At 53.0% G+C, this 25,306-nt stretch carries 20 protein-coding genes; 14 read left to right on the top strand and 6 right to left on the bottom strand.

Annotated features, from left to right (window positions below):
• Positions 1-3: 3 nt before the first annotated feature.
• The 10 genes from ccmC (at position 4) to GM557_RS02465 (ending at position 8,576) form a co-directional block, all read left to right on the top strand.
• A complete protein-coding gene (ccmC, locus tag GM557_RS02505; protein ID WP_155572824.1) occupies positions 4-744 on the top strand; it encodes a heme ABC transporter permease CcmC in 741 nt (246 codons plus the stop codon).
• Positions 741-911, top strand: coding sequence for a heme exporter protein CcmD (ccmD, locus tag GM557_RS08840; RefSeq protein WP_180794174.1), 171 nt, complete (start codon positions 741-743; stop codon positions 909-911). The genes ccmC and ccmD overlap by 4 nt, the downstream gene beginning before the upstream one ends.
• A 27-nt stretch (positions 912-938) precedes the next feature.
• Positions 939-1,466 carry a cytochrome c maturation protein CcmE gene (gene ccmE / locus GM557_RS02500; protein ID WP_155573465.1) on the top strand — a complete coding sequence of 176 codons (528 nt, stop codon included), beginning with the start codon at positions 939-941 and terminating at the stop codon, positions 1,464-1,466.
• Between the two features lies 1 nt (position 1,467).
• Positions 1,468-3,501 (top strand): heme lyase CcmF/NrfE family subunit, encoded by a 2,034-nt coding sequence (locus tag GM557_RS02495; RefSeq protein ID WP_155572823.1) that lies wholly within the window; start codon positions 1,468-1,470, stop codon positions 3,499-3,501.
• A complete protein-coding gene (locus GM557_RS02490; RefSeq protein ID WP_155572822.1) occupies positions 3,492-4,094 on the top strand; it encodes a redoxin domain-containing protein in 603 nt (200 codons plus the stop codon). The genes GM557_RS02495 and GM557_RS02490 overlap by 10 nt, the downstream gene beginning before the upstream one ends.
• Positions 4,091-4,561 carry a cytochrome c-type biogenesis protein gene (locus GM557_RS02485; protein ID WP_155572821.1) on the top strand — a complete coding sequence of 157 codons (471 nt, stop codon included), beginning with the start codon at positions 4,091-4,093 and terminating at the stop codon, positions 4,559-4,561. Before GM557_RS02490 ends, GM557_RS02485 begins: the two co-directional genes overlap by 4 nt.
• A gap of 5 nt (positions 4,562-4,566) precedes the next feature.
• Positions 4,567-5,022 carry a c-type cytochrome biogenesis protein CcmI gene (gene ccmI / locus GM557_RS02480; RefSeq protein WP_155572820.1) on the top strand — a complete coding sequence of 152 codons (456 nt, stop codon included), beginning with the start codon at positions 4,567-4,569 and terminating at the stop codon, positions 5,020-5,022.
• Positions 5,019-5,375, top strand: a complete 357-nt coding sequence (locus GM557_RS02475) for a hypothetical protein (RefSeq protein ID WP_155572819.1) — start codon at positions 5,019-5,021, stop codon at positions 5,373-5,375. The genes ccmI and GM557_RS02475 overlap by 4 nt, the downstream gene beginning before the upstream one ends.
• Before the next feature lie 84 nt (positions 5,376-5,459).
• Positions 5,460-7,130, top strand: coding sequence for an NAD-dependent malic enzyme (locus GM557_RS02470; RefSeq protein WP_155572818.1), 1,671 nt, complete (start codon positions 5,460-5,462; stop codon positions 7,128-7,130).
• Between the two features lie 39 nt (positions 7,131-7,169).
• On the top strand, positions 7,170-8,576 hold the full coding sequence (locus tag GM557_RS02465) for a lyase family protein (protein ID WP_155572817.1): 1,407 nt from the start codon (positions 7,170-7,172) through the stop codon (positions 8,574-8,576).
• Positions 8,577-8,702: 126 nt separating this feature from the next.
• Here the strand turns inward: GM557_RS02465 and GM557_RS02460 are convergent, their stop codons facing one another.
• From GM557_RS02460 to GM557_RS02445, 4 genes are all read right to left on the bottom strand, one after another.
• Positions 8,703-13,652 (bottom strand): autotransporter outer membrane beta-barrel domain-containing protein, encoded by a 4,950-nt coding sequence (locus GM557_RS02460; RefSeq protein WP_155572816.1) that lies wholly within the window; start codon positions 13,650-13,652, stop codon positions 8,703-8,705.
• Positions 13,653-13,782: 130 nt separating this feature from the next.
• Complete coding sequence (gene purF / locus GM557_RS02455; protein ID WP_155572815.1) at positions 13,783-15,222, bottom strand: amidophosphoribosyltransferase; 1,440 nt, start codon at positions 15,220-15,222, stop codon at positions 13,783-13,785.
• A gap of 71 nt (positions 15,223-15,293) precedes the next feature.
• Positions 15,294-15,848 carry a CvpA family protein gene (locus GM557_RS02450; RefSeq protein WP_155572814.1) on the bottom strand — a complete coding sequence of 185 codons (555 nt, stop codon included), beginning with the start codon at positions 15,846-15,848 and terminating at the stop codon, positions 15,294-15,296.
• 33 nt (positions 15,849-15,881) lie between these two features.
• Entirely contained in the window at positions 15,882-16,190 is a 309-nt protein-coding gene (locus tag GM557_RS02445; RefSeq protein WP_155572813.1) for a hypothetical protein, read from the bottom strand.
• A gap of 271 nt (positions 16,191-16,461) precedes the next feature.
• Here GM557_RS02445 and GM557_RS02440 point away from each other — a divergent pair, with 271 nt between their 5' ends.
• The 3 genes from GM557_RS02440 (at position 16,462) to GM557_RS02430 (ending at position 20,864) form a co-directional block, all read left to right on the top strand.
• On the top strand, positions 16,462-18,117 hold the full coding sequence (locus tag GM557_RS02440; RefSeq protein WP_155572812.1) for a Hint domain-containing protein: 1,656 nt from the start codon (positions 16,462-16,464) through the stop codon (positions 18,115-18,117).
• 147 nt (positions 18,118-18,264) lie between these two features.
• A complete protein-coding gene (locus GM557_RS02435; protein ID WP_155572811.1) occupies positions 18,265-18,966 on the top strand; it encodes a hypothetical protein in 702 nt (233 codons plus the stop codon).
• Positions 18,966-20,864, top strand: coding sequence for a ShlB/FhaC/HecB family hemolysin secretion/activation protein (locus GM557_RS02430; RefSeq protein ID WP_155572810.1), 1,899 nt, complete (start codon positions 18,966-18,968; stop codon positions 20,862-20,864). Before GM557_RS02435 ends, GM557_RS02430 begins: the two co-directional genes overlap by 1 nt.
• Here the strand turns inward: GM557_RS02430 and hemA are convergent.
• The gene (gene hemA, locus GM557_RS02425; RefSeq protein WP_099026246.1) at positions 20,861-22,069 is read right to left on the bottom strand and encodes a 5-aminolevulinate synthase; all 1,209 of its coding nucleotides are present in this window, start codon (positions 22,067-22,069) and stop codon (positions 20,861-20,863) included. The genes GM557_RS02430 and hemA overlap by 4 nt on opposite strands.
• Before the next feature lie 202 nt (positions 22,070-22,271).
• Between hemA and GM557_RS02420 the strand changes: the two genes are divergently transcribed.
• Positions 22,272-23,528 carry an MFS transporter gene (locus tag GM557_RS02420; protein WP_155572809.1) on the top strand — a complete coding sequence of 419 codons (1,257 nt, stop codon included), beginning with the start codon at positions 22,272-22,274 and terminating at the stop codon, positions 23,526-23,528.
• Positions 23,529-23,598: 70 nt separating this feature from the next.
• On the opposite strand, the gene GM557_RS02415 is transcribed toward GM557_RS02420, so the two are convergent.
• Positions 23,599-25,260 (bottom strand): autotransporter outer membrane beta-barrel domain-containing protein, encoded by a 1,662-nt coding sequence (locus tag GM557_RS02415; RefSeq protein ID WP_230880577.1) that lies wholly within the window; start codon positions 25,258-25,260, stop codon positions 23,599-23,601.
• Positions 25,261-25,306: the final 46 nt, after the last annotated feature.

The raw sequence follows: 25,306 nt of genomic DNA, 5'->3' as shown, positions 1-25,306 counted from the left end.
GCTATGCGCATATCCTCATCCCTAACCCGTTGGACAACCAGCCCCACCGCGTGCCTCACACTCATCCGCCGCCTCACCCTCCCTTGCTTATGTGTAGGGTTAAGCATGCTGGCTGTTGGGATGATATGGGGCCTCTTTTTTGCCCCGGCGGACTGGCAACAGGGAGAGACTGTCCGCATCATGTTCCTCCATGTCCCGATGGCATGGCTTGCCAGCTTGGATTACGCCCTCCTCGCCTTATGTGGCTTTCTCTATCTTGTATGGCGCAACCCTCTTATTGGTCTTATCGCTGTGGAGGCAGGGCCGCTAGGGGCTATGGCTGCGGCTTTATGCCTCATCACAGGCTCACTATGGGGCAAACCAAGCTGGGGAACATGGTGGGTATGGGATGCACGGCTCACCTCCGTCCTCATTCTCTTTTGCCTCTATCTTGGTCACATCCTCACCATCCGCGCATTTGATGACCCACTCCGCGGCCAACGCGCAGCGGCCCTGCTGGCCCTTGCCGGGGCGGTAGACCTCCCCATCATCAAATTCAGCGTCCAATGGTGGAATAGCCTGCACCAGCCTGCCAGCATCACCCTTACCAAAGCCCCAACTATGGCTATGAGCTTCTTTTACCCGCTCATAGTCTGTACCATCGGCTTTACCTTTACAGGGGTCGCCCTTTTATTGCTCCGCCTCCATGCCGCCTTGCTCGAACGCCGCGCCCAAGCCCTTGCCATGCAGGACCCCACATTATGACCCCACCCTCATGGCCCCCTCATTGGGGCTTTATCCTCGCCAGCTATGGGCTTACCTGCCTTGCCGTCCTGCTCATCCTCGGTGGTAGCCTCATCCGTTTATATCGTGCAAAACGGCGTCTTGCCCTTATGCACCGCCTCTATAAACCGTCATCCTCTTTAGACTAACGCTCTATGCCCTCATCACGCCCTTTCATGCGCCGTAAGGCTGGCCGGTTTTGGCTCATCATCGCATGCCTAAGCTGCTTCGCTGGGGCGGTGGGATTAATCATGCATGCGCTCTCCAGCACGATTATCTTCTTCATGACCCCTGCACAAATACACGCGCACCCCCCATCCATGCACCAAACCATCCGGCTAGGCGGCATGGTGGTGGCAGGCTCCCTCCATAACCAACCCACCCAAGATGGCACGCCAGATGCCTCCTTTGAGGTCACAGATGGCCAAGCCGCCTTGCGCGTCTCCTATCACGGCATTTTACCCGACCTCTTCCGCGAAGGACAAAGCGTTGTGGCTTTGGGCTATTATCAACCTTCAGGATATTTCCTCGCTTCTGAGGTCCTCGCTAAACATGATGAAACTTACATGCCCAAAGAGGTGGCTGATGCTCTGCAAAAAACCGGCAAATGGGACCCACGCTTTGGCCCCCCACCTGATGCTGCAAGTTGGAACCGTATGACCGCCCCCGCCAAAAGCTCCACCACCCTAAAGAACACACCCTAATATGCAGGCCCTTTTCACCACACTGCTTGCAGCCTTAGCCCCCGTCTTTTCACCAGAAAGCGGGCATTTTGCCCTCGCCCTCGCTTGTGTGCTTGCTGCCCTGCAAGGAATATTACCCCTCATAGGGTTGCGCCGCGCCCATAGCCCGCTTACAGCCTTGGCCCGCCCGCTTGCCCTCAGCCATTGCCTCGCATTGCTCATCTCGTGGGCCTGCCTCATCATCGCTGCTTTAGGGGATGATTTCTCCCTCAAACTCATTGCCGATAACTCTGCCATCAACAAACCATGGCCTTATAAAATAGCCGGATTATGGGGCAATCATGAAGGCTCTCTCCTTTTATGGGTGAGCTTGCTAAGCCTCTATTGCGCCCTCTTAGCCCTCCTCCCCAGCCAAAGCCCCCGCCATCCCGCCGGGTTGCCACCCCGTTTACGCAGCCGCCTCCTCGCCCTTTTAGGCATCGTCAGTGCAGGATTTGAGCTTTTTTGTCTCACAACCTCCAACCCCTTCCTCCGCCTCTGGCCCGTCCCGATAGATGGGCTCGGGATGAACCCCCTACTGCAAGACCCCGGCCTCGCTGTGCACCCACCCCTATTATATAGCGGTTATGTCGGCTTTGCCGTGCCCTTCGCCTTTGCCATAAATGCCTTGCTAGATGGCCGCGCCGATGCGCTTTGGGCACGCTATGCCCGCCCATGGGTCATCAGCGCATGGGCGTTGCTTACATTAGGCATCACATTAGGCGCGTGGTGGTCCTATGCCGTCTTAGGATGGGGGGGCTATTGGTTTTGGGACCCGGTAGAAAATGCCGCGCTCATCCCGTGGTTAACAGGCACAGCCCTCCTCCATAGCGTCATTGTGGTGGAAAAACGCAGCCATTTGCAAAGCTGGTGCCTCTTACTCGCCCTCGCCACCTTCGCGCTCTCACTCTCTGGCACATTCCTTGTTCGCTCGGGGATTCTCAACTCCGTTCATGCCTTTGCGAATGACCCGGCACGCGGCCTTTTTATCCTTGCCTTATTGGGCCTTTATGGCGGGGGTGGATTATTACTTTTCGCCTTGCGCGCGCCTAACCTCCTACCACCAGCAACACCATCCTTCACCCCCCTCTCGCGAGAGGGGGCGTTAGTCCTTAACAACATCCTCCTCTGCACCTTATGCGCCATCGTGCTTACAGGCACGCTCTACCCACCTTTTATGCAACTGCTCTTTGGGCGCACCTTATCGGTCGGTAAACCGTTTTTTGAGGCCACAACAACGCCATTCATCATCCCGCTCCTCCTTCTAATGGGGGGCAGCATGGCCTTACCTTGGCGTTATGCCCCTATAAACCCAACCTTACGCCGTCTTGCGCTGCCTCTATGCTTTACTCTTGGGATCACTCTCCCCGCCTTCTGGCTCTTTCCCACCGCTTTGGCAGCGAGTGTGGCTGTCCTCGCTCTTTGGGTTATCAGCGCAGCTTTAAACGACCTCATCACGCGTTTTTATACAATGCCGCAAGAGCATCGCTGCCTCTCCCGCTTGCCACGCAGCCTTTGGGCAACAAGCCTTGCTCATATTGGGGTCGGCATCACAATGCTGGGCCTATGCGGCATGGCTGGCAGCCAAGAACGCCTCATTGAGGCCCAAATAGGCACGCATCTCCACTTTGGCGGGCATGATTGGGCCCTCACCGCTCTCACCCCTCATCATGGCCCGAATTATGAGGCAGTAGAAGCTCACATCATCATCCGCCGTCATGATGCACATGGTCCCGTGCTAGCCACCCTTGAGCCGCAAATCCGCCTTTTCCCCCAACAGGGGCAAAAAATCCTGCATGTCGCAATCATTCACCGCCCGTTAGAGGACCTCTACGCCGCCTTAGGGAGTGTTAAAGAGGTCCAAACTCCGCAAGGCCAAAACACCTACCGCGTTATTTTACGCGTACATGAAAATCCCCTCGCCTCTTGGCTATGGTTTGGCGGAATCATCATGGCCATGGGCGGCGTCTTACATCTCATCCCCGCACGCCGTAAGAGGAGGCCCGCATGCGCCTAACACGCCGCCATTATCTCGCTGCTCTACCTGCTTTAGGGGCCGCTGGCTTAGGGGGTGGGTTCCTTTATATGCTCCGCCATGCCACCCAAGGAACATTCGACCCCAAAGCCGTTCGCAACCCACGGCTAGGCCAAGCAGTCCCCGCCTTCTCTCCCCTGCCAGCCTTGCCAGAGCAACCTACCCCTTGCCCCGGCCTCTCATGGCAGGATTTTCACACCCTCACGCAACCTGTCCTCCTGCTCATCTGGGCCTCATGGTGCTTACCTTGTCTGGAGGAAATCCCCTTCCTCCGCCAGCATGCCTCAGGGGAGACCACTACCGCATCCCCGCTCGCTTTATGGGGGGTTTGTTATAAAGATACCCCCTCACAAGCCGCGCACTGGCTAGAGCAAGCGCATCACCCCTTCAGCCGTCTAGGCATGGATTATGACGGCCAATGCGCTATTGAATGGGGCGTAACAGGTGTGCCGGAGAGCTTCCTCATCCTCCCTCATCCTCTAACAGGCAGCCGCATTGTCTGGCACGGGACGGGGAGTTTAACAGAGGCCCTCTATCGTGAGCAGATTCAGCCCTTTTTAAGAGGGGCATTATGATGCGCATCTGCCTAAAGGGCCTGCTCCTCCTCGCCATCTGCCTATATGGAAGCTCCATCGGCCATGCTATTGATAGTCCTGATGAAATGCTACCCGACCCGGTATTAGAACAAAAAGCCCAGCATATTGGCCAGCAATTACGCTGCCTCGTCTGCCAAAATGAGAGCATTGAGGAAAGCTCCGCCCCCCTAGCAAAAGACCTCCGCCACATCGTACGTCAGCAACTCCAGCAGGGCCGCTCACCAAAAGACATCACCTTATGGATGACCCAACGCTATGGGGAGTTCATCCGTTTACAACCGCGCTTCTCTGCATCGACAGCCTTGCTCTGGCTTATGCCCTTCCTCAGCCTTATGATAGGCTTCCTCCTAGCACGCCCCCTCTGGGCACGCCGCACCTCTCCCCCGCCAGCCCCCCTCACTGTGGAAGAACGCCAAAAACTCAATCAGTTTTTCAATAAGGACTAGCCTGCATGTCGTTTCTACTCCTCGCCTTTTTATGCTTGTTTATTGGCTTACCGATTGGGATTAGCCTAGCGATGCGCGGCCTTTTAAGTAAACAGACGGAAGATCCCTTCCTCACCCTCCATCAAGAACGACTAGAGGCCCTCGCACGGGATAAACAAGCCGGGCTGATGGACCAACATCATTATGATGCCGCCCGTATTGAGACAGAGCGCGATATTATCAACCATATCTCCACCCCTCCACCAAGCCTCAGCGGGGCAGGGCATGCGCATCGCATCATTGGTATTTCCACCCTCGTCTTAGTCCCGCTTGTGGCCTTGCTGCTCTATGCCCTACATGGTCAACCCTTCCTCGGCCCGCATCCTGAAGCCGCCCTTCCTGCTGGGGCGTTTCATACCTCGCCTATCACGCCACCAGCCAGCACAATGGCCCCCACCCACGCCTCTGGAGGACAACCATGAAGCCCACTCTACCCCGCACAGCCGCCACCCGGTTGCATAACAGCACGCAGCCTCTACCGCCGCGTAAACTCATCCCATGCCCCTGCTGCCATGAACCCCTCCAACATACGGCCCTCCATTGCGCCCATTGTGGGGCAGAGAAACATTATGGCCCCCGCCTCCATGAGCTTCTCCTCTACGCATTAAGTGGCCTTGCCCTCTGCTTGGCCCTCATTTTCATCCTCACACCACATGCCTTCAGCACAGCATCCTTCTGGCTCTATCCCCTTTTAGGATCCGGGCTAACGGCAGGGTTCCTGTTGGCGCAATTCCGCTTCTCCGGGGAACGATGGATTCAACGCCGTAAAAAGTAAGAACGGGTTCCTTTTCTTTAAACTTCGCCGTATGATTGAGGCGTTATATCCAAGGCTCTGCCACGATTCTGGAGGTTCCTGCCCATGGCTGCCCCGCTCTCCCCTCGCACTATCACCCAACACGGGATGGCCTTATTAGACACGCCTTTACTGAATAAAGGCACAGCCTTCCCCATGGATGAGCGCACAGCTTTTGGGCTTCACGGGCTTCTTCCCCCCGGCATTCATACGCTGGAGGAACAGCTAGAGCGCGCTTATGATTACGTTACAGCCACGCCCGATAGTCTCAATCGCTATGTGCGCTTACGGACAATCCAAGATAATAACGAGACGCTCTTCCACGCCTTACTCCAAAAATATCTCACCGAGCTTATGCCCATCGTCTATACACCCGGCGTTGGGGAGGCGTGTCAGGAGTTCTCCAAAATATGGCAACGCTCACGCGGGTTATTTCTCTCCGCTGCGGACCGTGGACAAATCGCCGATCGCCTCGCAGCCATTCCACAGAATGACGTTCGCCTTATCATCGTAACCGATGGTGAACGCATTTTAGGCTTGGGCGATCTCGGTGCAAATGGGATGGGCATCCCCATTGGTAAGCTCGCCCTCTATACAGCCTGTGCGGGCTTAAACCCGGCCTTTCTCCTCCCTGTCACCTTAGATGTGGGGACAGAGAACATGACACTGCGTAACGACCCTGCCTATATCGGCAATCGTACGCCTCGCCTCCGTGGCCAAGATTATGCCGAGTTTGTGGAGGAGTTTGTCACCGCTATACAGCAACGCTGGCCGGGCATCATCCTCCATTGGGAGGATTTTGCAGGGCGTAATGCCGCCCCTCTCCTTAAACGCTATCGGGACCGCCTACCTAGCTTTAATGACGATATTCAAGGCACGGCCGCCATTGCCGTAGCGGCTATCCTCAGCGGTGTGCAAGCTAATGGGGAACGCCTAAGCCAACAACGCATCGCCATCGCTGGGGGTGGCTCGGCAGGGATTGGCATTGCTGAGCTGCTCCTCACCGCCCTAGAAGCAGAAGGCCTCAGCCGCGAGGACGCCCTAAAACACTTCTATATCGTGGATCGTAACGGCTTACTCACCCACGATATGGCTAATCTTAGCGAGGGGCAGACCCTTTTTGCCCGTCAGGATGAAACCGCTCAAAATGGACAGGGCCGCCCACTAGGGGAGGTTATCAGCAAATCTGCCCCTACGATTCTGATTGGTGTATCTGGCCAAGCCGGTCTCTTTACGGAAGGGATGATTCGCGAGATGGCCACTCATTGCACCCGTCCGCTCATCTTCCCCCTCTCCAACCCGACAAGCTGTGTGGAAGCCACACCGCAGGACATCCTCACCTGGACGGCAGGGCAAGCGTGGGTCAGCACAGGTGGGCCTTTTGCCCCAGTAGAGCTGGATGGCCGGAATGTCGTGATCGACCAAACCAATAATGCGTATATCTTCCCCGGTTTGGGGCTTGGAGCTTTGGCCTGCAAAGCCAAAACGGTAAGTGAAGGGATGATCATGTCCGCCGCGCAAGCCGTTGCCGCCCTCTCCCCATTGAAGAATGGGGGGACGAATCTCCTTCCACCCCTCGAATCCATTCGCACGACTGCTCTTAAAGTTGCATATGCCGTAGCCCAACAAGCGCAGGCTGAACAACTCTGCCCGGCTTTTGATGATACCGCCCTGCAAAGGGCCATCGCCGCCCTTAGCTGGCAGCCGCGCTACCGCCCCTATCGTCCGGCCTCATAAACGAGGCCCGTCCTTCCCATCCCTTGCTAGAGAGTTCCCATGGCACACCGTATAGAAACCGATGGCCTCGGCCAGATAGAAGTCCCCCAAACAGCCCTATGGGGAGCGCAAACACAACGGTCTCTACGGTATTTTAGCATTGGGAAGGACCTCATGCCGCGCGAGATGATTGAGGCCTATGCCATCCTCAAGCGCGCTTGTGCCATCGCCAACGCGGCGAGTGAGCGGTTAGCAGGCGATAAGGCGGACCTCATCATCCGTATTTGTGATGAAATTATGAGCGGAATGCACGACCGTCACTTCCCGCTACATGTCTGGATGACAGGCTCTGGCACGCAATTCAACATGAATGTTAATGAGGTCATCGCCAATCGTGCAAGCCAAATGACAGGGCAACCTTTAGGGAGCAAAAAACCGCTGCACCCTAATGACCATGTCAATATGGCGCAATCGACAAACGATACCTTCCCCGCTGCTATGTATATTGCCAGCGCACTCACCACCCATCGCCGCCTCCTCCCCGCTTTGGAGCGATTACACGGGGCGATTGCTCATAAGGCAGCGCAATGGAAGCATATCGTCAAAGTCGGCCGTACCCATCTTCAAGATGCTGTCCCCATCACATTAGGGCAGGAATGGGAAGGCTATGCGGGTATGCTGGCCGAAAACATCCAACGTATTGAAGCCGCACGCGATGGCCTTCTCCCACTCGCCTTAGGCGGGACAGCCCTTGGCACAGGGGTAAATACCGACCCACAATTTGCTACACGCGCTTGTAAAGAGATTAACCGCCTCACCCAGCTCGACTTCACAAGTGGGAGCAATAAATTCGCCCTCCAAGGCGCGCATGATGCCCTTGTACATCTCTCCTCCACTTTACGGACCTTAGCAGGCAGCCTCTTTAAAATTGCTAATGACATCCGTTTGCTCGCCTGCGGCCCTCGCGCCGGATTGGGAGAGCTAAACCTTCCGATTAATGAGCCCGGCTCCTCCATCATGCCGGGTAAAATCAACCCCACTCAAGCCGAGGCCCTCACTATGCTCTGCCTCCAAGTGATGGGTAATGATACAGTTGTCGGGATGGGCGGGGCCAGTGGTATGCTGGATATGAACGTCTATAAACCGGTGATGATCCATAACATCATGCAAAGCCTCACCCTGCTCCATGATGGTATGGAAAACTTCCGCCGCTTCCTCATTGAGGGCACAACTGCCAATGAGGAGCATATCCGCCAACAATTAGACCATTCCTTAGTCTTGGTCACAGCCCTCTCCCCCAGCATTGGGTATGACAAAGCCTCTCAGGTAGCGCATCATGCCATGAAGCATGGACTCAGCCCCCGCCAAAGCGCGCTAGATCTCGGTTTTATGAGCGGAGAGGACTATGACCGCGTGGCGGACCCTGCCCTCATGCTCAAACCGAATATTACTCCGCCAAAAGGGTAAAACCCTACGCTACAACCCTACATTGCGTGATACAAAAAGGGCCTGACGGAGCAACTAGTCAGGCCCTTTTTTCTGCCCTCATTCATAAGAAAGGGCCGTCCCGAAAGAACGGCCCTCATAATAGGATCAGAACTTATAGCGGAAGCTCCCAGACCCGCCGGAGCTTGTCTGACGTCCACCATATTGGCCGATATAGTCGAGATTCACATCAATACGATCTGTCAGATGTGCCGCAAAGCCCGTATTAATCTGCGCTGTGTTGGTAGAAAGCGGTGTCCCCTGCACAGCCATGCCATAACCATCGCCTAAGCTGGTAAAGCCTTCCCTCACCATAGCATTCGTCCGACCAAAGGCCCGGCGATATCCAGCCTCTAAATGTGGGGAGAAGATAAGCTTCCCAATACCCACATTAGTGGCCAATTTCACCCCAACGGTGGAGAAACCAATAGAGCTATTTTGCCCCTTCACACGCAAGGATGCATCAGCCCCATGCTCACGATAGCCATCCTGACCATAATTTACATAGGTCATCCGCGCAAAAGGCTCGACCTCAAGCGGAGATTGGCTCCCGCTGGAGAAGACCATACGATACCCCGACTCAACAAATGCCTGTCCTGTGCCTGTGCGGTTATCAGAGGATAGACGACCAGAATAATCGCCATAGCTGAGCCTACGATTTGTATGCAGCATATTCCAAGAGTAACTCACCCCTGTTTTAAAGGTGACGGCTGCATTATCAATCAGCCCCCCAACATGCCACGCATTACCCGCATAAGCCCCAATCGTTGCCGAATTGGAATGAGAAGAAGATGCACGGCCAGATTGCACGCTAAACCAATCGCGCCCGTAGGCCAGAAGCCCACCAACACGCCAGCCGCCTTTTAGGCCCGTATCCGCACCCATAATCCAACCCACGCTGGATTGCCCCATATGAGCCGCTCCCGCACTACTGCCAGACTGGCCACCTCGCTGCCCATATACCGTCCCCCAGACAGAGACATGATGAGCAGGGTCCACATCGCAATAGCCGCTCGTCTGCTGCTTACCATCATGAGCATGAGCCCGCAACGCATCGCCTGCGCAATCCAGACGGTCCACCACAACTTCCTGAACATAGAAGCTATCATTAACCATTGCCGTCTTGGCACTGCCATGAATCTCACCAGAAAGCGCATTATACGCCCCGCGTACTTGGGCCCCTGTCTGCATAGCAGGCCCCAGCAATGCCGTCATAAAAGCAGGGCCTGCACCCGCTTCCGCTGCGCGGTCCAAGGCGGTCGCTACTTGATGCTCATTATGAGTTTGCGCATACGATTCAAAAGGAACAACACGCGTATAACTCATCAACCAACTACGATTATCCGGGGCCTCAAACACGCTCCCCTTTAAAAAGGCCGTATTGAGAGCTTTTGGCGTTTTTGCCAATGTCCCTGTGGCTTCGGCTTGGTCAGCTAAGCGCAAAACTGTCGTCTGATATTGCTTGCCCAATGCTACTTCAGAGAAGTTATGAACCGTTACGCCCACCTGCGCTCCATTAAGCTGATTATTCTTCCCCGTTAGAGTTAAGGGGGTGATAACACCTTTTGCGCCTTCTAACGTAACACCAAGATAAGCATTAGGATCCAGCTTCACGTTGCTGATCGTCCCACTCCCAGAAACAATCGCCCCCTTATCAACATTAAGCGTACCGCCGAGTGTAGTATTGACCTCCAACTCGCCCTGCTTAACATTTGTTGTCCCGGTAAATTGACTATCATCAGCCGTTTTTAAGAGCGTTACAGCCCCGTTCCCCGTCTTATTAAACAAGCCAGAGCCGGTTAGATTGTTCGCCAGGTCACCTCGGCCATCCTCATGAACCGTTAAAGAGCCTACTGGCTTATTAGCCCCAGTATCAGCCCCAGCGATATTAACAGTCCCCTTTCCTAAAGACTGAGGCCCTACAGTTGCAGAAGCACCAGAGCCAATCTCCGTTCCGCCAGCATAATCGCTGGTCCCCATGAGGGTATTATTCTGCCCATTAATAACAAGCTTACCCTGACCAGAAAGACTGCCGTTATAAGCACTCCCATTACCGGATAGAATTAAACTAGCATCCTTACCCAAATAGCCCGGCCCCTCACCTTGGAGCTGACCAATTGTTGCGGTGCCCTTATCCCCAACGGTAAAGCGGTTGCCAGTATCCTGCCCGCCATCAACCTGTAACGGACCACCAATAAAGGCATTGCCAGAGAGATTTAATACGCCAGCTTTCTGCTCAACTTTCCCCGTTACGCTAGCATTATCAATGTTCAACGTACCTGTATTATAAGCGGAGCTACTCTGCCCCCCTCCCTTTAAGGTCGCGGTGCCACCACTATTAGAAAGACCATCTGTCTTACCGGTAATAACCGCCGTCCCATTATTGACGACATACCCTACTGTTCCCTCATTCTCCAACGTCGCTCCTGAAGCAACTGCAACATGGCTTTTGTCGGATAAGGAAGCTCCTGATGCCACATGCAGCGTCCCCCCAACCACACTGGTCGGGCCGGTGTAGCTATTCTGCGCCTGTAGGTTCAGCGTACCATCACCTGTCTTCTGCACACTTGTAGGCGCGTTGCCATTATCAACAATCGTAGAGGCAATCGTACCGCTTTGCTGTGAGGCAGTATTTATAGCAAGGGTATTCTGTCCATTATTCCCCGGAGCGGCCGCCAGAGGTCCACCTTGTATGGTGTACCCACTCTTTTCGAAGTCAATATTAGACGTCACCCTCGGCAGGTTATCACGTGTAATCGTAATCGTCCCCCCCGGCCCGGTGAAGATAGGGGCGGTCTCTAACCTAAAGGGGGTACCATCCGTTACACCTTTTTCCGTCCAATTCGCATCCCCCCATTCCCAAGAAGGCGGCCTTTCCCAGTGCGGGCTAGAAATCACAGCGTCGATCTTTTTTGCCGAATCATCGTACACATAGCGGAACTCTTGGCCTGCGCTTGTAGCAAGCACACTTGGCCGCTCACCTTGCAATAGGCCCGTGTAGTCAATCAAATGATACAGGCCGACATCTACCGCCCCATTCTCACCTTTATTCTGCCCCGCAATCCCCGCTATCTGAATCGTACTACCAAGGTTTACATTACCCGCTACAAAGATATGAGAGTTATAGGCATCCCCAAAATTCCCCTTATCTGTCGTCGTACCTTCATAAAAGGTTGTTGTGCTACCCTTTTCGAGATTTAGGTCACCATATAGCTTCAGCAGCCCCGCTGCTCCACTATTTCCGATATTCAAAGTGCCACCCTTAGCGAGGGTCAAGGAGCCCTTCCGCTCTTGACTAAATGTAGCCCCCTGATTCTCAGCCGTAAGGCCGGCCGGATCCATCCCTGTAACATTGAGCGTCCCGCCATCACCAATAGCGACATTCCCTGCACCATTAGCCCCCCCTAAAACAATGAAGGAGTTGTTAAGATTAAGCCGACCACCTTTATCAACATCAATCTCGCCTGATCCTTGACCACCATCAACCGGGCCAATCCATAACGCTCCCTGCTTGACGGTCAGCGTACTCTGCGCGCCTCTCCCTTCAGTACGGTTAATCTTACGAGACGAATCATAGCCAACAGCATCCCCGGTTATATGAAGCGTACCATGAGCTTCTCCTTCCTCTGGATACGGATTACTCTGGCCATTTGCTGTACGCTGGTCAGGACCATTACCAGCACTATTGCCTAAATAAATACCTCCATTAACCCCACCGCCAGTGACTGTAAGAGAAGCACCATTAGCAAGCCATACCTCCCCAACTGAGGCCCCATAATCAACATGCCAGTCAGAAGCATTGCTAATATCACCCCTCTTCACACCATATTGCTGCCCTACAACAAGCTGAGCAACCCTAACATTAGCCCTGGCATCACTAATCACAAGGTCCGCATTAACGGACTTAACATTCCGAGACTCCTCTGCGGTCTGCGTTCTATAAACAAAACCATCACGCCCACCAGCAACAAGCAACTCACCAACATTAATAATAGATGGACCATGAATTAATACATGCCCCGAATCTCGTGTAACGGTCTTCTTATCTCCAAAATCCCCTGCTGCAGAAATCTCCATCGTCCCAATGTTAGTTACTGTCGCCTTATTTAATTCCGTAAAAACAGAGCCAAGCAGCAACTGACTCGTCCAAAAAGGGGCTCCTTGAGAAAGGCTACCCGACTGATTCATGTTCGGTTCGTTCTTCATGAGGAGCGACACTGAACCCGCATCCCCCAGGCCACCGCCGGAGCCAAGAATTGTTCCAGAAAAATAGCTACCCGAAGCGGATTTATCTGAATCAAATATTTTTAATACAGAGCCTTTAGATGTATTAGGCTCTACCTTAGATGAGGTTTGAAGGACATTTGAAATAGAAATAGTACCTTCACCATGAACACTCTTTAAAACATTATATATATTGTCATGTGTATTATAGATACTTAGCGTACTATTGTTCTTACTAAGATTCATATCAATTTTTGGTTGTACAGTGCCATCAGCACCCTCTATGAGGGAAGCGGGAGTACGACCATTTTGAACATTTTGATTTATTAGAGTACTATTATCGGTTGCTAATGTCCCCCCATTCTCAATCTTTATGAACGTTAATGTCTTTGCTGAGAAGTCTGTACCGGTTGCACCAACCTGAATAACCCCCCCTTGACTCCGCGAGCCTTCTATAAATAACGACTGCGCCGTCACATCAGCAAAGCTGGAATCAGCCTTAGTCGAAAGCAAACCAGCTTGCGTTAATTTGTTATAATCGCTTTCTGTAAGGCCAGCATAATTATTGCCCATTCCGCCAAATACATATGTTCTCGAGCTATCCTCCGGAATCTTCAAAGTAACGTCTTGGCCATCAACTTGGCTGACAAGACTCACCGGCGCCACATCATCAGCGCGTACAACGCCCGCTGACGCTATCATAAAAGCTAGCGCGCTAACGGACACACTAGCAGAAACGCGGCGACTACGCCCCGTCAACAAACTTCTTACGTAAGCAGCAACACCAGAACCACTATGCCCATGTCGACTAACGGAAGGAGTCTGACCAATCATAACATACACCCCAGAAGTATCGTCCTGAAGTGAACTTATGACAAATTAGTAAACAACGCTACCAATTATTAATTTTTTTATTGATTTTAACTTGCCAGACTACACTCCACACGCGGCTTCCCATCACTTATCATTGGACGAGCTTACCCTCCTTATCCACTAAACTAATGGGATAATCACCGGAGAAACACGCATCACAATTCGTATGGTTAGCCACAGGGCGGCCTTGGTGACCAAGGGCACGGTACAAACCATCAAAGCTAATAAAAGCAAGACTGTCAGCATTAATCGCCTCACGCATTTCCTCTAGTGAATGTCGCGCCGCTAACAGATGTTTCTCCGAAGGGGTATCAATCCCATAAAAGCACGGATGCTTTGTTGGCGGAGAGGTAATGCGCATATGCACCTCCTTCGCCCCAGCAGCGCGCACCATATCGACAATCTTACGTGAGGTTGTTCCCCGTACGATCGAATCATCCACCAAAATAACGCGCCGTCCTTCCAGTACGGCTTTATTAGCGGAATGCTTCATCTTCACACCGAGATTACGTATTTGATCTGTCGGCTGAATAAAGGTGCGCCCCACATAATGATTCCGCACAATACCCATCTCGTAAGGTAGGCCACTTTCATGTGCATAACCAATGGCCGATGGCACGCCAGAATCCGGCACAGGCACGACAATATCCGCTTCTACACCACTCTCCCGCGCTAACTCTCCTCCAATGCGCGTCCGCACTTCATAGACGGACTGACCCTCCAACACAGAATCAGGGCGGGCAAAATAAATATACTCAAAAATACAAAAACGCCGCCCGACATCCCCAAAGGGCCAAAGTGATGTAACACCATCCCCATTGATAACAACAATCTCACCCGGTTCAATATCGCGAACATAATCCGCACCGATAATATCCAGCGCACATGTCTCGCTGGCCAATATCCATCCACCAGCCTTCTTCTCATAACCAGGCATCCGCCCTAACACTAAAGGCCGCACGCCGAGTGGGTCGCGCATCCCCATCATGCCGTTATCAGGTGTTAAGGTAATAAGAGAATAGGCCCCTTTAATCTGCTTCGCAGCATCCATCAGACGGTCAATAGCCGTATCATAAAGAGAAATCGCGATAAGATGGACAATAACCTCTGTATCCATCGTAGAATGGAAGATACAGCCACGCTTTACCAAGGCTTGGCGCAAGGTCGCAGCGTTAGTCAAATTGCCATTATGAGCAACAGCCAACCCCCCAAAGGCATAATCCGCATAAATGGGCTGAACATTACGTACATGCGTCCCGCCCGTTGTGCCGTAGCGGTTATGGCCAATCGCTGCTTCGCCGGGCAAGCCCTCTATAACCGTTTGGCTACCAAACACATCACCCACTAACCCAAGGGCTTTATGTTGATGAAAGGACTCGCCATCAAAACTGACGATGCCCGCCGCCTCCTGACCACGATGTTGCAGAGCATGCAGGCCTAGGGCTGTAAGAGCGGCTGCATTCGGCACACCCCACACACCAAAAACACCACATTCCTCATAAGGACGACTGGACGATTCAGGAAAAGACATAGACAGAGCAAACCTGACGAGCGAATCCCGCTCTTACTGAGTGACACAGCAGCGCATGAAACGCTGCCCCTTCAATGGCTATTTGGAGCCATAATGGCAAGATGTTCCGACCAGGAAAGCGGTACATAACCCTGCAAAAAAGCAACGCCTTGCACAATATAAGGGGAGAGGGTGCTCCCTTTCATCGCAGTTTCCAGCCAATCTTGGGCAAGATACCCTCCTGCGCAAAAAAGCAACACTAAAACCACATAACCACGCACCACACCAAAGCCTGCCCCTAAAAGAGCATCCAGCGGACCAGAGAGAACAACCCGAAGCGCGCGCGCTAACTGCCCCATTACAAAGTTAAGCACAATCAACACCAATACAAAAAGGACTAACCGCCCACCCCAATAAAGCAACGGCGTCCCTTGAAGGGAGGGCACAACCAACGGACCAAGCTTTGCCAAAACAGCACCGCCTGCCCGCATGACAACCCACACACTCCCGACCCAGACCAACAAAGCCCCGCTCTCGCGAGAGACGCCTCGCATCAACCCCCATAATGCCGAAAGCCCAATGAGACTGAGAATCCCCCAATCCATTGGTCCTAGATGCTCTAAAAACGTCCCATGCAGGCCTGCCATAACGACTCTAAAGCCCTCCGCCTCTCACTATAATTAGGGCAATTTGGTAGAACGATACCGCCCACCCTTACGCGCTCTTATGCCACGCTCTAACAAATCTGCCGAGAGGTCGAGCCGCTCTTTTAGTTCCTGCCATATAGCGGCCTCATCAATCCCATGCTGTCGCCATATTTTTTGAAGCTCCTGCAAAAAGAACGCACTATCACTTACCAGAGCCTTTGGATCGCCATAGAGATAATCCAACAAGCAATCAGTCGCCTGCTCTGCAAAGAGCTTGCACTCTTGGCCCGCCTCCAGCTCCACGCGCTCTTTGGTAAGTGTGTCTTTTATGGATTTTTTCATCACGTCATTACTATAGCGATTCCACTACCTTATGCGAAAGAAAAGAAAGCACACGAGGGCGTTACCGCTCCTCCAACAATCAAAAACTCAATCAATCATAAATATTTTTTAAAGATTCGCTTAATAAACATATTTTTTGTTCTATCACACCTTAAAAATATGACTTTCCATAAGAAAGACACCTTGCGTCAGAAATCATATGTTAATATTCTAACCAAGATGACTCAGCAGAATATTCTGCTTTAATCCTTATGATTGATGGCAAAAGCTCATGTCTCTAACTTGGGAAAACTCACAGAATTACAGTAATGATCCAAGCAGCTACTCACCCGGCTTCTGGTTCCATAGGTCATGGTTTCCCGAGGGAAGACCATTTGACCCGGATGAACAACTCTCTCCATTTGACAATTTAACACCTAATTTAACAGCCTATAAGCTTGTCGTGGACGGCAATACGACTGTTTCACCGGGCAATACAGCCCTCGCGTCTCTATATTTCGAAGAGACCCCTTCAATCATAGCAAGAGTAACGCTAAAATATGAAGGTGCCCTTTTCCAGGGGGCTGTTGAACCTAATATCATAGCCGAGCTCCAAATTACGGGCATCTCCTTTGTAGATAGGACAACAGGCAAGCCCGTAACGGTTAGTAATGTCGCGAACCAGGCGAATACCTACTATTCCCCTGACCTATACCAACTCCAACAAAGCATTGCGAATGGCACATTAGCCAATAATTATACCTTCCTACAGCTCGCGCCTGCCGACTCTGCAATCACCGATAGCGAACGAGGCACAGTCAGAGCGGGCCTCCCGGTTGCTGTGGGCCCAAGCCCAGGTTGGCAGCTGCGCGATCCCCCCATTGTGGTTGCCTGCTTCCTCCCCGGCGCTATGATTACAACAGAGGCAGGCCCTAAGGCTGTGGAGGACCTTGCTGTTGGGGACCTTGTCCTTACAGGTCCTATCGGAGATCAGAAGTTAGAGCCTGTCACATGGGTCGGAAAAGGCCATGTATATGTCCTTCCACACCTTCCATGTGATGAAGCAGGGTACTCAATTTGCATTCGCAAGGATGCACTCGGGGAGGGCTGCCCTAATGCGGACCTTTATGTGACATCAGAACATACGCTCTATTTTGAAGGACGGCTCGTCCCGGCGCGTATGCTCGTTAATCATCGGTCCATCTATTACGATCGTGAGCAACTCTCTTATGAGTATTATCATTTTGAGACAGCCTCTCACAGCATCGTGCATGCCAATAATGTGGCCACTGAGAGCTATCTCGATACAGGCAATCGCCGCCATTTCCGGGCGGCACAGCCGCAGCAAGATGGTAATGTGCTTGCCTTCCCAACACCAAAAGAATGGGCAAAGGATGCTTACGCTCCGCTCACGGTAACAGCAGACTTCGTTCAACCGCTTTATCAACGGCTTGAGGAACGAGCCAAATCTCTTGGCTTCGCTTCCCAGCAGCCTTCTGCCACTCTTACCTACGACTCCAACATCCATCTCATCACCGATAAAGGGGAGACACTCCACCCCCTACGCCGCGTGAAGGACCGGGTCGTCTTCCATCTGCCAGAAGGGGTGAAAACATTGCGTCTTCGCTCTCGGACAAGTCGCCCTTGCGACACGCTCGGCCCGTATATTGATGACCGCCGTAATCTCGGTGTCCTCGTTGGGGAGATAGAACTCCACCAAGGCGGGCAGGTATACACCATCACCCATCATCTCACAGATCAACATACAGGATGGGATGTAAAGGAGGAGGCTCCTTGCCGCTGGACAAATGGTGATGCTCTCCTCCCCCTCCAAGGGATAGACCTTGCTCGTGAGCATACCATTTTAACCATTCAACTCCTCACAGAAGGGCCTTATCGTGAGAGCCCCGCCCACGGGGAGAACATCTTACAACAGGCTGCCTCATAACCTTGCGGGCCTCTCCTTTCCTCATAAAGGAGAGGCCCAATGGACGATAAACTGCCCAAAATCCTTTTCTCCCCGTGGAGAATCTTCTATACCTCTCCCCTGTATGGATGGCGGTTATTGTCTTCTATCATGTGGGGTTCGGTTCTTATGAGTGTATCCGCCACACGCTACCGAGTGTGCTGTGCCTCAGCCATCATCCTCATAAGCGGCCTTCTCTCCCCTCATCACGCATGGGGGCAAGCTACACCCGTTGCAGGCTACTCCCCCGGCGCGCGTAGTGCCACAACCGCCAATACGATGCTTGATAGCGTTGTCGGCAATGCTTACTCCCCGCTTAAAAAACAAACCAGCATCACGGGCGACCTCTACCATATCGCTGCCGATGGCACTGTTACTGCGCCCAATGGGTTAATTGTCCCCCCCGGTGGTTGCCAAACCCCCAGTACGACCCGCCTCCCGACTGGCCAAGCGGCTAGTGCTCCAAACTCCCATTATCAATTTGGCACCGGTCGGCGTGGAAAAGGGTTTGAGACCGTAACCATCGGGGTAAGTGAACAACCTATCCTCGCAACATCCAGTCCCCATCCCCCCACAACACGTCGGGCAACACTCAATGCCTCTTTTGGTCCTACCGGCATTTATATTCTGCCAGAGCCATGCAGGCGCTCCCATCCAAGCGACCGCGCCTTAACGTTAGATGCCGCCACCAGCCTTGCCAGTGCCGATGGCAACGCCTTTACTCTAGCGGGTAATCGCTCTCATGAGGTCCCCGTCAATACAGCACAACGCTTACCTGATGGGGATATTGACTTAAGCAATAATGCTCTCGCTGGCCCCGCCTCTCCGTGATGCCCGCTCCTTCCACATCACAACGGGCCTTGAAAGAGTGGCGCATATGGTCATGGTCTGCTTTATTGGGCTTGCTCCTCATTCCTGCACAAGCCCTTGCCCAAGGTGTTCCCCCTGCCACCACACAAGCCGGTGTGCCCATCACCGCTTTGCCAGAACCATTTGGCCTTTTTAATCGCCATACAATCGGCGGGCCCTCTGCTAATGTCCAAGGTACAGCATCAGGCGATAACACCCCCAACACATCCCCGCCTGTAACAGAGCCCATTCCCCAAGGCCCTGCCGGACCAAACCCAACCCCCCATATGGCTAATGATGTGGCTTTGCCGCATCTCCAAGCTGTGGTCCTCCAACCTGCAGGTCAAACTGGCAGCCAACTGGACCAACAGCCCATTTCCTCAGCCGGACTAAGGCTTAGCCACGCACCGGGGCTTTATAAAATCATCCTGCCTTATATAGGCAAACCCCTTACCTTCCAGAAAATGCACGAGCTTACGGGGGCGATTGCCGTCTTTTATCGCCAACATGACCGCCCCTTTATCAGCGTAACGGTTCCGCCGCAGCGCGTGCATAATGGTGTGCTGCATATTGATATTTCCGAATACCATTTGGAGCGCATCACGGTGCATGGCAACCGCTGGACGCCTGCTTGGCAAATCCGGCAGACCAGCACACTCAGCCCCAACCAAACCATGGCCCTCACCTCCCTTCAGACGGAGCTAGACTGGCTTAACCTTAATCCTTTTCACACGGCAGACCTCATCTACCGCCCCGGTACGCACCCCGGCAGTACGGATGTGGATATTAATATCACAGACCGCTTCCCCGTTTATGCTTATGCCGCCATGAATAATCAGGCCGACCGCTCCTTAGGGCGGTTTAACTGGTACACGGGAGCCTCATGGGGAAACGCTTTTGGGCTGGGGCACATCCTGACCTATCAATTCAACCGCACTTTTATGAATCGCTTTGACAACCATACAGGCAGTTGGACCATCCCTCTTTTTGGGCATAATGCGCTCCAAATCTTTGGCAATTACGCCCTCTCTCACCCCACCAGCAACACGCGCGACCTCATCAACCGTGGTCAGAGCGGGCAAGTCTCCCTACGCTGGCTCCATATGTTCGACCATATCGCCCTAGGCCGTAATGCTGGTCTTGATGGCATGATTCAAGTTGGGTTTGATTGGAAGAATACCCATTCCGACCAATTCTACCATGCACGGACCATCACCCTCTCCGAGGCCGATACAGCGCAATTTGTGGTAGGCTATACAGGCTCCCTCCAAGACGCATGGGGGCAGACGCAAATTAATAACCAATTCTTTTACGGTCCCGGCGGCCTACTCCCCAATGATACACGCCGCGCTTATGAGGGCATCTTCCCGAAATCCAGCCCGAATTATGTTTATGACCGCCTCATGCTCACCCGCACACAAAATCTTCCTTACGGGTTTTCCTCCACCACGAAGGTAACCTTCCAACGTGCGAGCAAAAATCTACTCTATAGTGAGCAGCTCATGATTGGGGGAATGGGCAATGCACGCGGTTATTTTGCCAATACATCCTTCGGCAGTAACGGCAATGCTGTAAGCGAGGAGATATTCACCCCCGCCCTCTCTCTCCTCAAACTCGCCCATATCCCCACAGCAGGACAGCCAGATAGCAATAAGCTGGGTATCTTTTGGGATTGGGCAGATAACCGCCAAGTCCACCATGTCGGCACAGGGCCACGCGCAGCTAGCCTCGCCAGCATTGGCGCAGACCTCACCGGTAGCCTCAATAGGCACATCAACCTTACAGTCGATGCCGGGATACGCCTGCGCCGCATCCATACAACAGAGCTCGCAAATCGCCGTGGGACGTTCTGCGACTTCCAAATTGTGGGGGGATTTTAAGCCCCTGCCCGCGGGAGGTTAAGCTCCTGCCATACATGATCCAACGCACGGACCAAAGAGTCTAAATCTGCCTCTGTATGCAGCGGCCCCGGCGTAAGGCGCAAACGCTCCGTGCCGCGCGGGACAGTCGGGTAATTAATCGGCTGAAGGTAATGACCATGCTCTTTTAAGAGCCGGTCTGTCACCTCACGGCACAAAGCCGCATCCCCCACCATCACCGGCGTAATATGCGATTGCGCGGGCATATAAGGGAGTTTCACTGCCTCTAGCTTCTTCCGCAAAGAGGCTACGGCGGCTTTCTGCCCCTTACGTTCGGCATCGCTATGGCGCAAATGCCGCACACTCGCCAGAACCCCCGCGGCAATCATCGGTGGCAAAGAGGTCGAGAAAATAAAGCCAGAACCAAAAGAGCGCACAAAGTCGCATAACGCCGCCGAGGCTGCAATATAGCCCCCCACCACGCCATAAGCCTTGCCTAATGTGCCTTCAATCACTGTCAGGCGATGCTCCAACCCACGCTCCTGCGCGACCCCACCCCCTTGAGGGCCATACATCCCAACCGCATGGACCTCATCAAGATAGGTCATCGCATTATAGCGGTCAGCAATATCGCAAATCTCCTCAATCGGAGCGATATCGCCATTCATGGAATAGACTGATTCAAAAGCCACAATCTTGGGCGTCTCAAGCGGAAACTCTTTTAGCTTCGCTTCTAAATCTTGTAGGTCATTATGCTTGAAGATGCGCTTCTCCGCACGGGAGTGACGAATCCCCTCAATCATGGACGCATGGTTCAATTCGTCAGAAATCACCACACAGCCCGGTAAACGTGCCGCTAATGTTCCTAGTGTAACCCAATTTGATAAATAGCCTGAGTTAAATAATAACGCACTCTCCTTACCATGGAGAGACGCAAGCTCTCTCTCCAAACTAACATGGTAATGATTAGTGCCAGAGATATTACGCGTTCCCCCCGCGCCAGCCCCGCTTTCATCCAATGATTTATGAATCGCCGCTATAACATCAGGATGTTGCCCCATCCCCAAATAATCGTTAGAGCACCATACCGTCACATCACGCCCAACACCGTGATGAAATGCCTTGGGGAACTTACCTGCATGACGCTCTAACTCCGCAAAATAGCGGTAGCTACCATCAGCACGCAGGCCATCTAATGCGGTTTGAAATAGGGTATCGTAATTCATAAAATAGTTCTCCTTGCGGGCCTCACTTTAGGTCTCACTCCCCAGAAAGCAAGGCTTAAACACTGTTATAGGCGAAAACATGATTACAGAAGCCTTAAAAGGGGACCATAAAACTACTATTTTCCTCTCCATTCCGTTATAGCTAACTCCTCTTATGATTCCCCATCACGGGGCTTGCTGCCGGAGGGCCTCTCTTTTGCCTATGTCCGCCTCATCTCACCAAAATGAACATCCCCGTTTTGCTGCTTTACTGCCTTACTGGCAGGTCACACTGGCTGCCTTTAGCGGCTGGTTTTTGGATGCGTTTGACCAAACCGCCCTCATGTTTACCCTCCCCGATATTGCAAAGGATTTCGGCTGTTCATTGGCGATGTTAGGCAGCGTCTTTTTAGCGCAAGCTCTGGGGCGCGCTGTTGGCAACACAGGGTGGGGATGGCTCTCAGACCGCTTCGGACGCAAACCAGCCTTTACATTAGGCGTCCTTTTCTTTGCCCTGTTCGCCGCGTTAACCGGCACAACGCATCATCTCCTCAGCCTCATCATCATTCAATTCCTTTTCGGCATTGGCTTTGGGGGAGAATGGACCGCCTCCGCCACACTCTTGATGGAGAGCGTACCCGCCCCGCTCCGCCCCTTAGCCTCTGCTACAATGATGTCCGGTTATGAAATCGGCTATATGGCCGCAGCAGGGGCGCAGGCTTTAATTCTGCCACATTATAGCTGGCGGCTTATGTTCTTTATCGGCTTACTTCCGGCTTTACTCGTCATCTTTATTCGCCTTGGAGTGGCAGAAAGCCCCCTCTGGCTCGCCACGCAAGAAAAGAAGAAGCACGCAACACATACCTCCCCAACCGCCGAGAAAGGCCCCAGCCTATGGCATATCATACGTGCCTTCTGGAACGGAGCTGCTTTCCAAGCTGTGGCCTTTATGTGCTTCCTAGAGTTCCAAAAAGCAGCATTATACACATTCTACCCCACGATTTTGCGGGAGCATCACCATCTAAGCCCCCAGCTTATCTTCTGGCCCGTAGCACTTTATTGCCTCGGCTCTTTTAGTGGGAAAATCCTATGCGGGGCTTTAGCTGCACGCTTTGGGGAGGCCCGCATCATGCGCCTTGCCCTCCTAACCGTCATACTTTTAATCATCCCCTTCCTCAATGCAGGACCATGGGCCATTTTGCTTGCATCAGCCTTCCTCATCGGGGCAGCCGCATCAGGCGTTTATGCCCTTGTGCCACATTACCTCTCCCAACGCTTCCCTAATGAACGCCGCAGCGCGGGGATGGGCACAAGCTATGCTGTTGGCTCATTAGGACAAGGCTTAGCAGGTCGCATTGTACCCGCTCTTGGGCCTCTCGTGGCAGGGCTGCCCATCGCCGCAACCATATGCGTGCTCACTGGTACGATGATGAGCATCGGGGTAACGTTCTTCCGCCCGAAAGATGTGCAAAACTTCTAAGGGATTCAGCACAAAAAAGGCGGCCTTTTTGGGGCCGCCTTTTACATAAAGTCCTTATGACCTCTAGGCCTTAGAAGCTTACATTCACACTACCTGTAGCACCGCTTTCGGTAGAGTGGTTGCCATATTGGCCGATATAGGAGAGGTCCAGATTGATGCGGTTTGTAATCTGTGCCGTAATGCCTGCATCCGTCACAGCGGCATTGCTGGAGAGCAGAACACCAGCAACATCCATCGTGCTTGTTCCACCACCGGCAACAAAGCCTTCATGCAGCCCGGGCTGCAAACGCCCAAACCCATGACGATACCCCGCCATAATATGCGGCATAAAGACAGCCTTACCAATATTCACCCGCGTGGCCGCACGGAAGCCAAAGGTGGAGAAGGTCACACCCTGATCCGTCCCCCGGCTGCGTAAGACCGCATCATTGCCATGCTCACGATAGCTGTTCGTCTGCATATTGACGTAAGCCACATTCATAAAAGGCTCAAACACTGTACGGCCTGCGCGCAGCTTATAGCCAAGCTCCGCATAGGCTTGCGCTGTACCGCCCAGATAGCTGCTCCGCACACGGCTGCCATAATCCCCAACGGCAATCTGACGGCGCGTGTTAATCACATTCCAGCTATAATCGGCCCCTAAACGAAGGTTCAGCCGCTCCCAATGCGTCCCCGCATAGGCCCCAACAGAGATGTTATTGCTGTTACCAGAGGAGGACCGCCCACGCGCCACATTAAATTGAGAATGACCATAGGAGAGCAGCCCACCAACACGCCAATGACTATGGTTGATGGGGGTATCGGCCCCGATGATAAAGCCTGCCGTGTTATGGTGCATCAGCGCGGCATTACCATCCCCGCTATTATGGCCTAAGCCCCCATAAGCTTGGCCCCAGAGGACAGCATGGTCAGAGTAGCAGGCCTCGTTCTTTTTATGCGTTTTGAGGTCATAAACACTCTGCCCATTACGCCCATAATCACAATCTGCATTGGCGAGACGGTTAATCACAGCATTGCGGAGATAGAAGCTATCTTGGATTAACGCTGTGCGGATGGAGGCATGTAACTCACCCGAGAGATTATCAAGCGCGCGGCGAGCTTGGTCTTTGGTCAGGCCCGTTAAGGCTGTCACCAGCCCACTCCCTGCACCGACATGGCTTACCCCTCGGCCAGCCGTCACCTCATTATGCGTCCCGCCAATATCACCAAAGCCAGTGCTATTGCGCTTCAACACAATATCGACCGCATCAGCACTATAAGCGAGGGTCGGGTCCAGATACGCATATTGCGCGGCGAGATTGGTCGTTAGGCCATCAAATTGACCGCTCACCCCTTGTGTGGCTGTCAGCACGCGGTACGCCTGCCCATAAGTTAGGCCTGCCCCTGCATTTTTAACAATCAGGTCGAGCGTCCCACCCGCTAAGTTTGCCTTGCCTGCAACGGCCAGACGGTCAGAGGTTAGCTCCTTATACCCAGCCCCCTTTGCCGTGGTCAGGCTCTGGCCTGTCGTGTCGCTAGTGCCATTAATGCGAAGGATGGAGCCTTTCGCCATGCTCACATCACCTGCGACATTCAAGGTAGAAGGCGTGTTAGAGCCAACCGTCCCAGGTGCAATAAGGCCACCCGACTGAACATTTAAACTATGAAGACTACCCGTCCCACGCAATGTACCGCCATTTTGGACATCCGTTAGACCACCAATATAAGGAGATACCTGACCATCTACTTCCAACGTACCTCCATTTTTAATGGTTAAATTGCCAGTAGACGCGTAATAA

The sequence above is a fragment of the Bombella sp. ESL0385 genome, assembly GCF_009725755.1.
GTDB classification, from domain to species: domain Bacteria; phylum Pseudomonadota; class Alphaproteobacteria; order Acetobacterales; family Acetobacteraceae; genus Bombella; species Bombella pollinis.
This window is presented reverse-complemented; position numbering and strand designations above follow the sequence as displayed.

Coding starts and splice junctions, on each gene's coding strand:
- GM557_RS02475 (WP_155572819.1), top strand. CDS start 5,019: ATGAAGCCCACTCTACCCCGCACAGCCGCCACCCGGTTGCATAACAGC.
- hemA (WP_099026246.1), bottom strand. CDS start 22,069: ATGAATTACGATACCCTATTTCAAACCGCATTAGATGGCCTGCGTGCT.
- GM557_RS02485 (WP_155572821.1), top strand. CDS start 4,091: ATGATGCGCATCTGCCTAAAGGGCCTGCTCCTCCTCGCCATCTGCCTA.
- GM557_RS02420 (WP_155572809.1), top strand. CDS start 22,272: ATGTCCGCCTCATCTCACCAAAATGAACATCCCCGTTTTGCTGCTTTA.
- ccmC (WP_155572824.1), top strand. CDS start 4: ATGCGCATATCCTCATCCCTAACCCGTTGGACAACCAGCCCCACCGCG.
- GM557_RS02430 (WP_155572810.1), top strand. CDS start 18,966: ATGCCCGCTCCTTCCACATCACAACGGGCCTTGAAAGAGTGGCGCATA.
- GM557_RS02460 (WP_155572816.1), bottom strand. CDS start 13,652: ATGATTGGTCAGACTCCTTCCGTTAGTCGACATGGGCATAGTGGTTCT.
- GM557_RS02440 (WP_155572812.1), top strand. CDS start 16,462: ATGTCTCTAACTTGGGAAAACTCACAGAATTACAGTAATGATCCAAGC.
- GM557_RS02495 (WP_155572823.1), top strand. CDS start 1,468: ATGCAGGCCCTTTTCACCACACTGCTTGCAGCCTTAGCCCCCGTCTTT.
- GM557_RS02445 (WP_155572813.1), bottom strand. CDS start 16,190: ATGAAAAAATCCATAAAAGACACACTTACCAAAGAGCGCGTGGAGCTG.
- ccmD (WP_180794174.1), top strand. CDS start 741: ATGACCCCACCCTCATGGCCCCCTCATTGGGGCTTTATCCTCGCCAGC.
- GM557_RS02465 (WP_155572817.1), top strand. CDS start 7,170: ATGGCACACCGTATAGAAACCGATGGCCTCGGCCAGATAGAAGTCCCC.
- GM557_RS02435 (WP_155572811.1), top strand. CDS start 18,265: ATGAGTGTATCCGCCACACGCTACCGAGTGTGCTGTGCCTCAGCCATC.
- GM557_RS02490 (WP_155572822.1), top strand. CDS start 3,492: ATGCGCCTAACACGCCGCCATTATCTCGCTGCTCTACCTGCTTTAGGG.
- ccmE (WP_155573465.1), top strand. CDS start 939: ATGCGCCGTAAGGCTGGCCGGTTTTGGCTCATCATCGCATGCCTAAGC.
- GM557_RS02450 (WP_155572814.1), bottom strand. CDS start 15,848: ATGGCAGGCCTGCATGGGACGTTTTTAGAGCATCTAGGACCAATGGAT.
- ccmI (WP_155572820.1), top strand. CDS start 4,567: ATGTCGTTTCTACTCCTCGCCTTTTTATGCTTGTTTATTGGCTTACCG.
- GM557_RS02470 (WP_155572818.1), top strand. CDS start 5,460: ATGGCTGCCCCGCTCTCCCCTCGCACTATCACCCAACACGGGATGGCC.
- purF (WP_155572815.1), bottom strand. CDS start 15,222: ATGTCTTTTCCTGAATCGTCCAGTCGTCCTTATGAGGAATGTGGTGTT.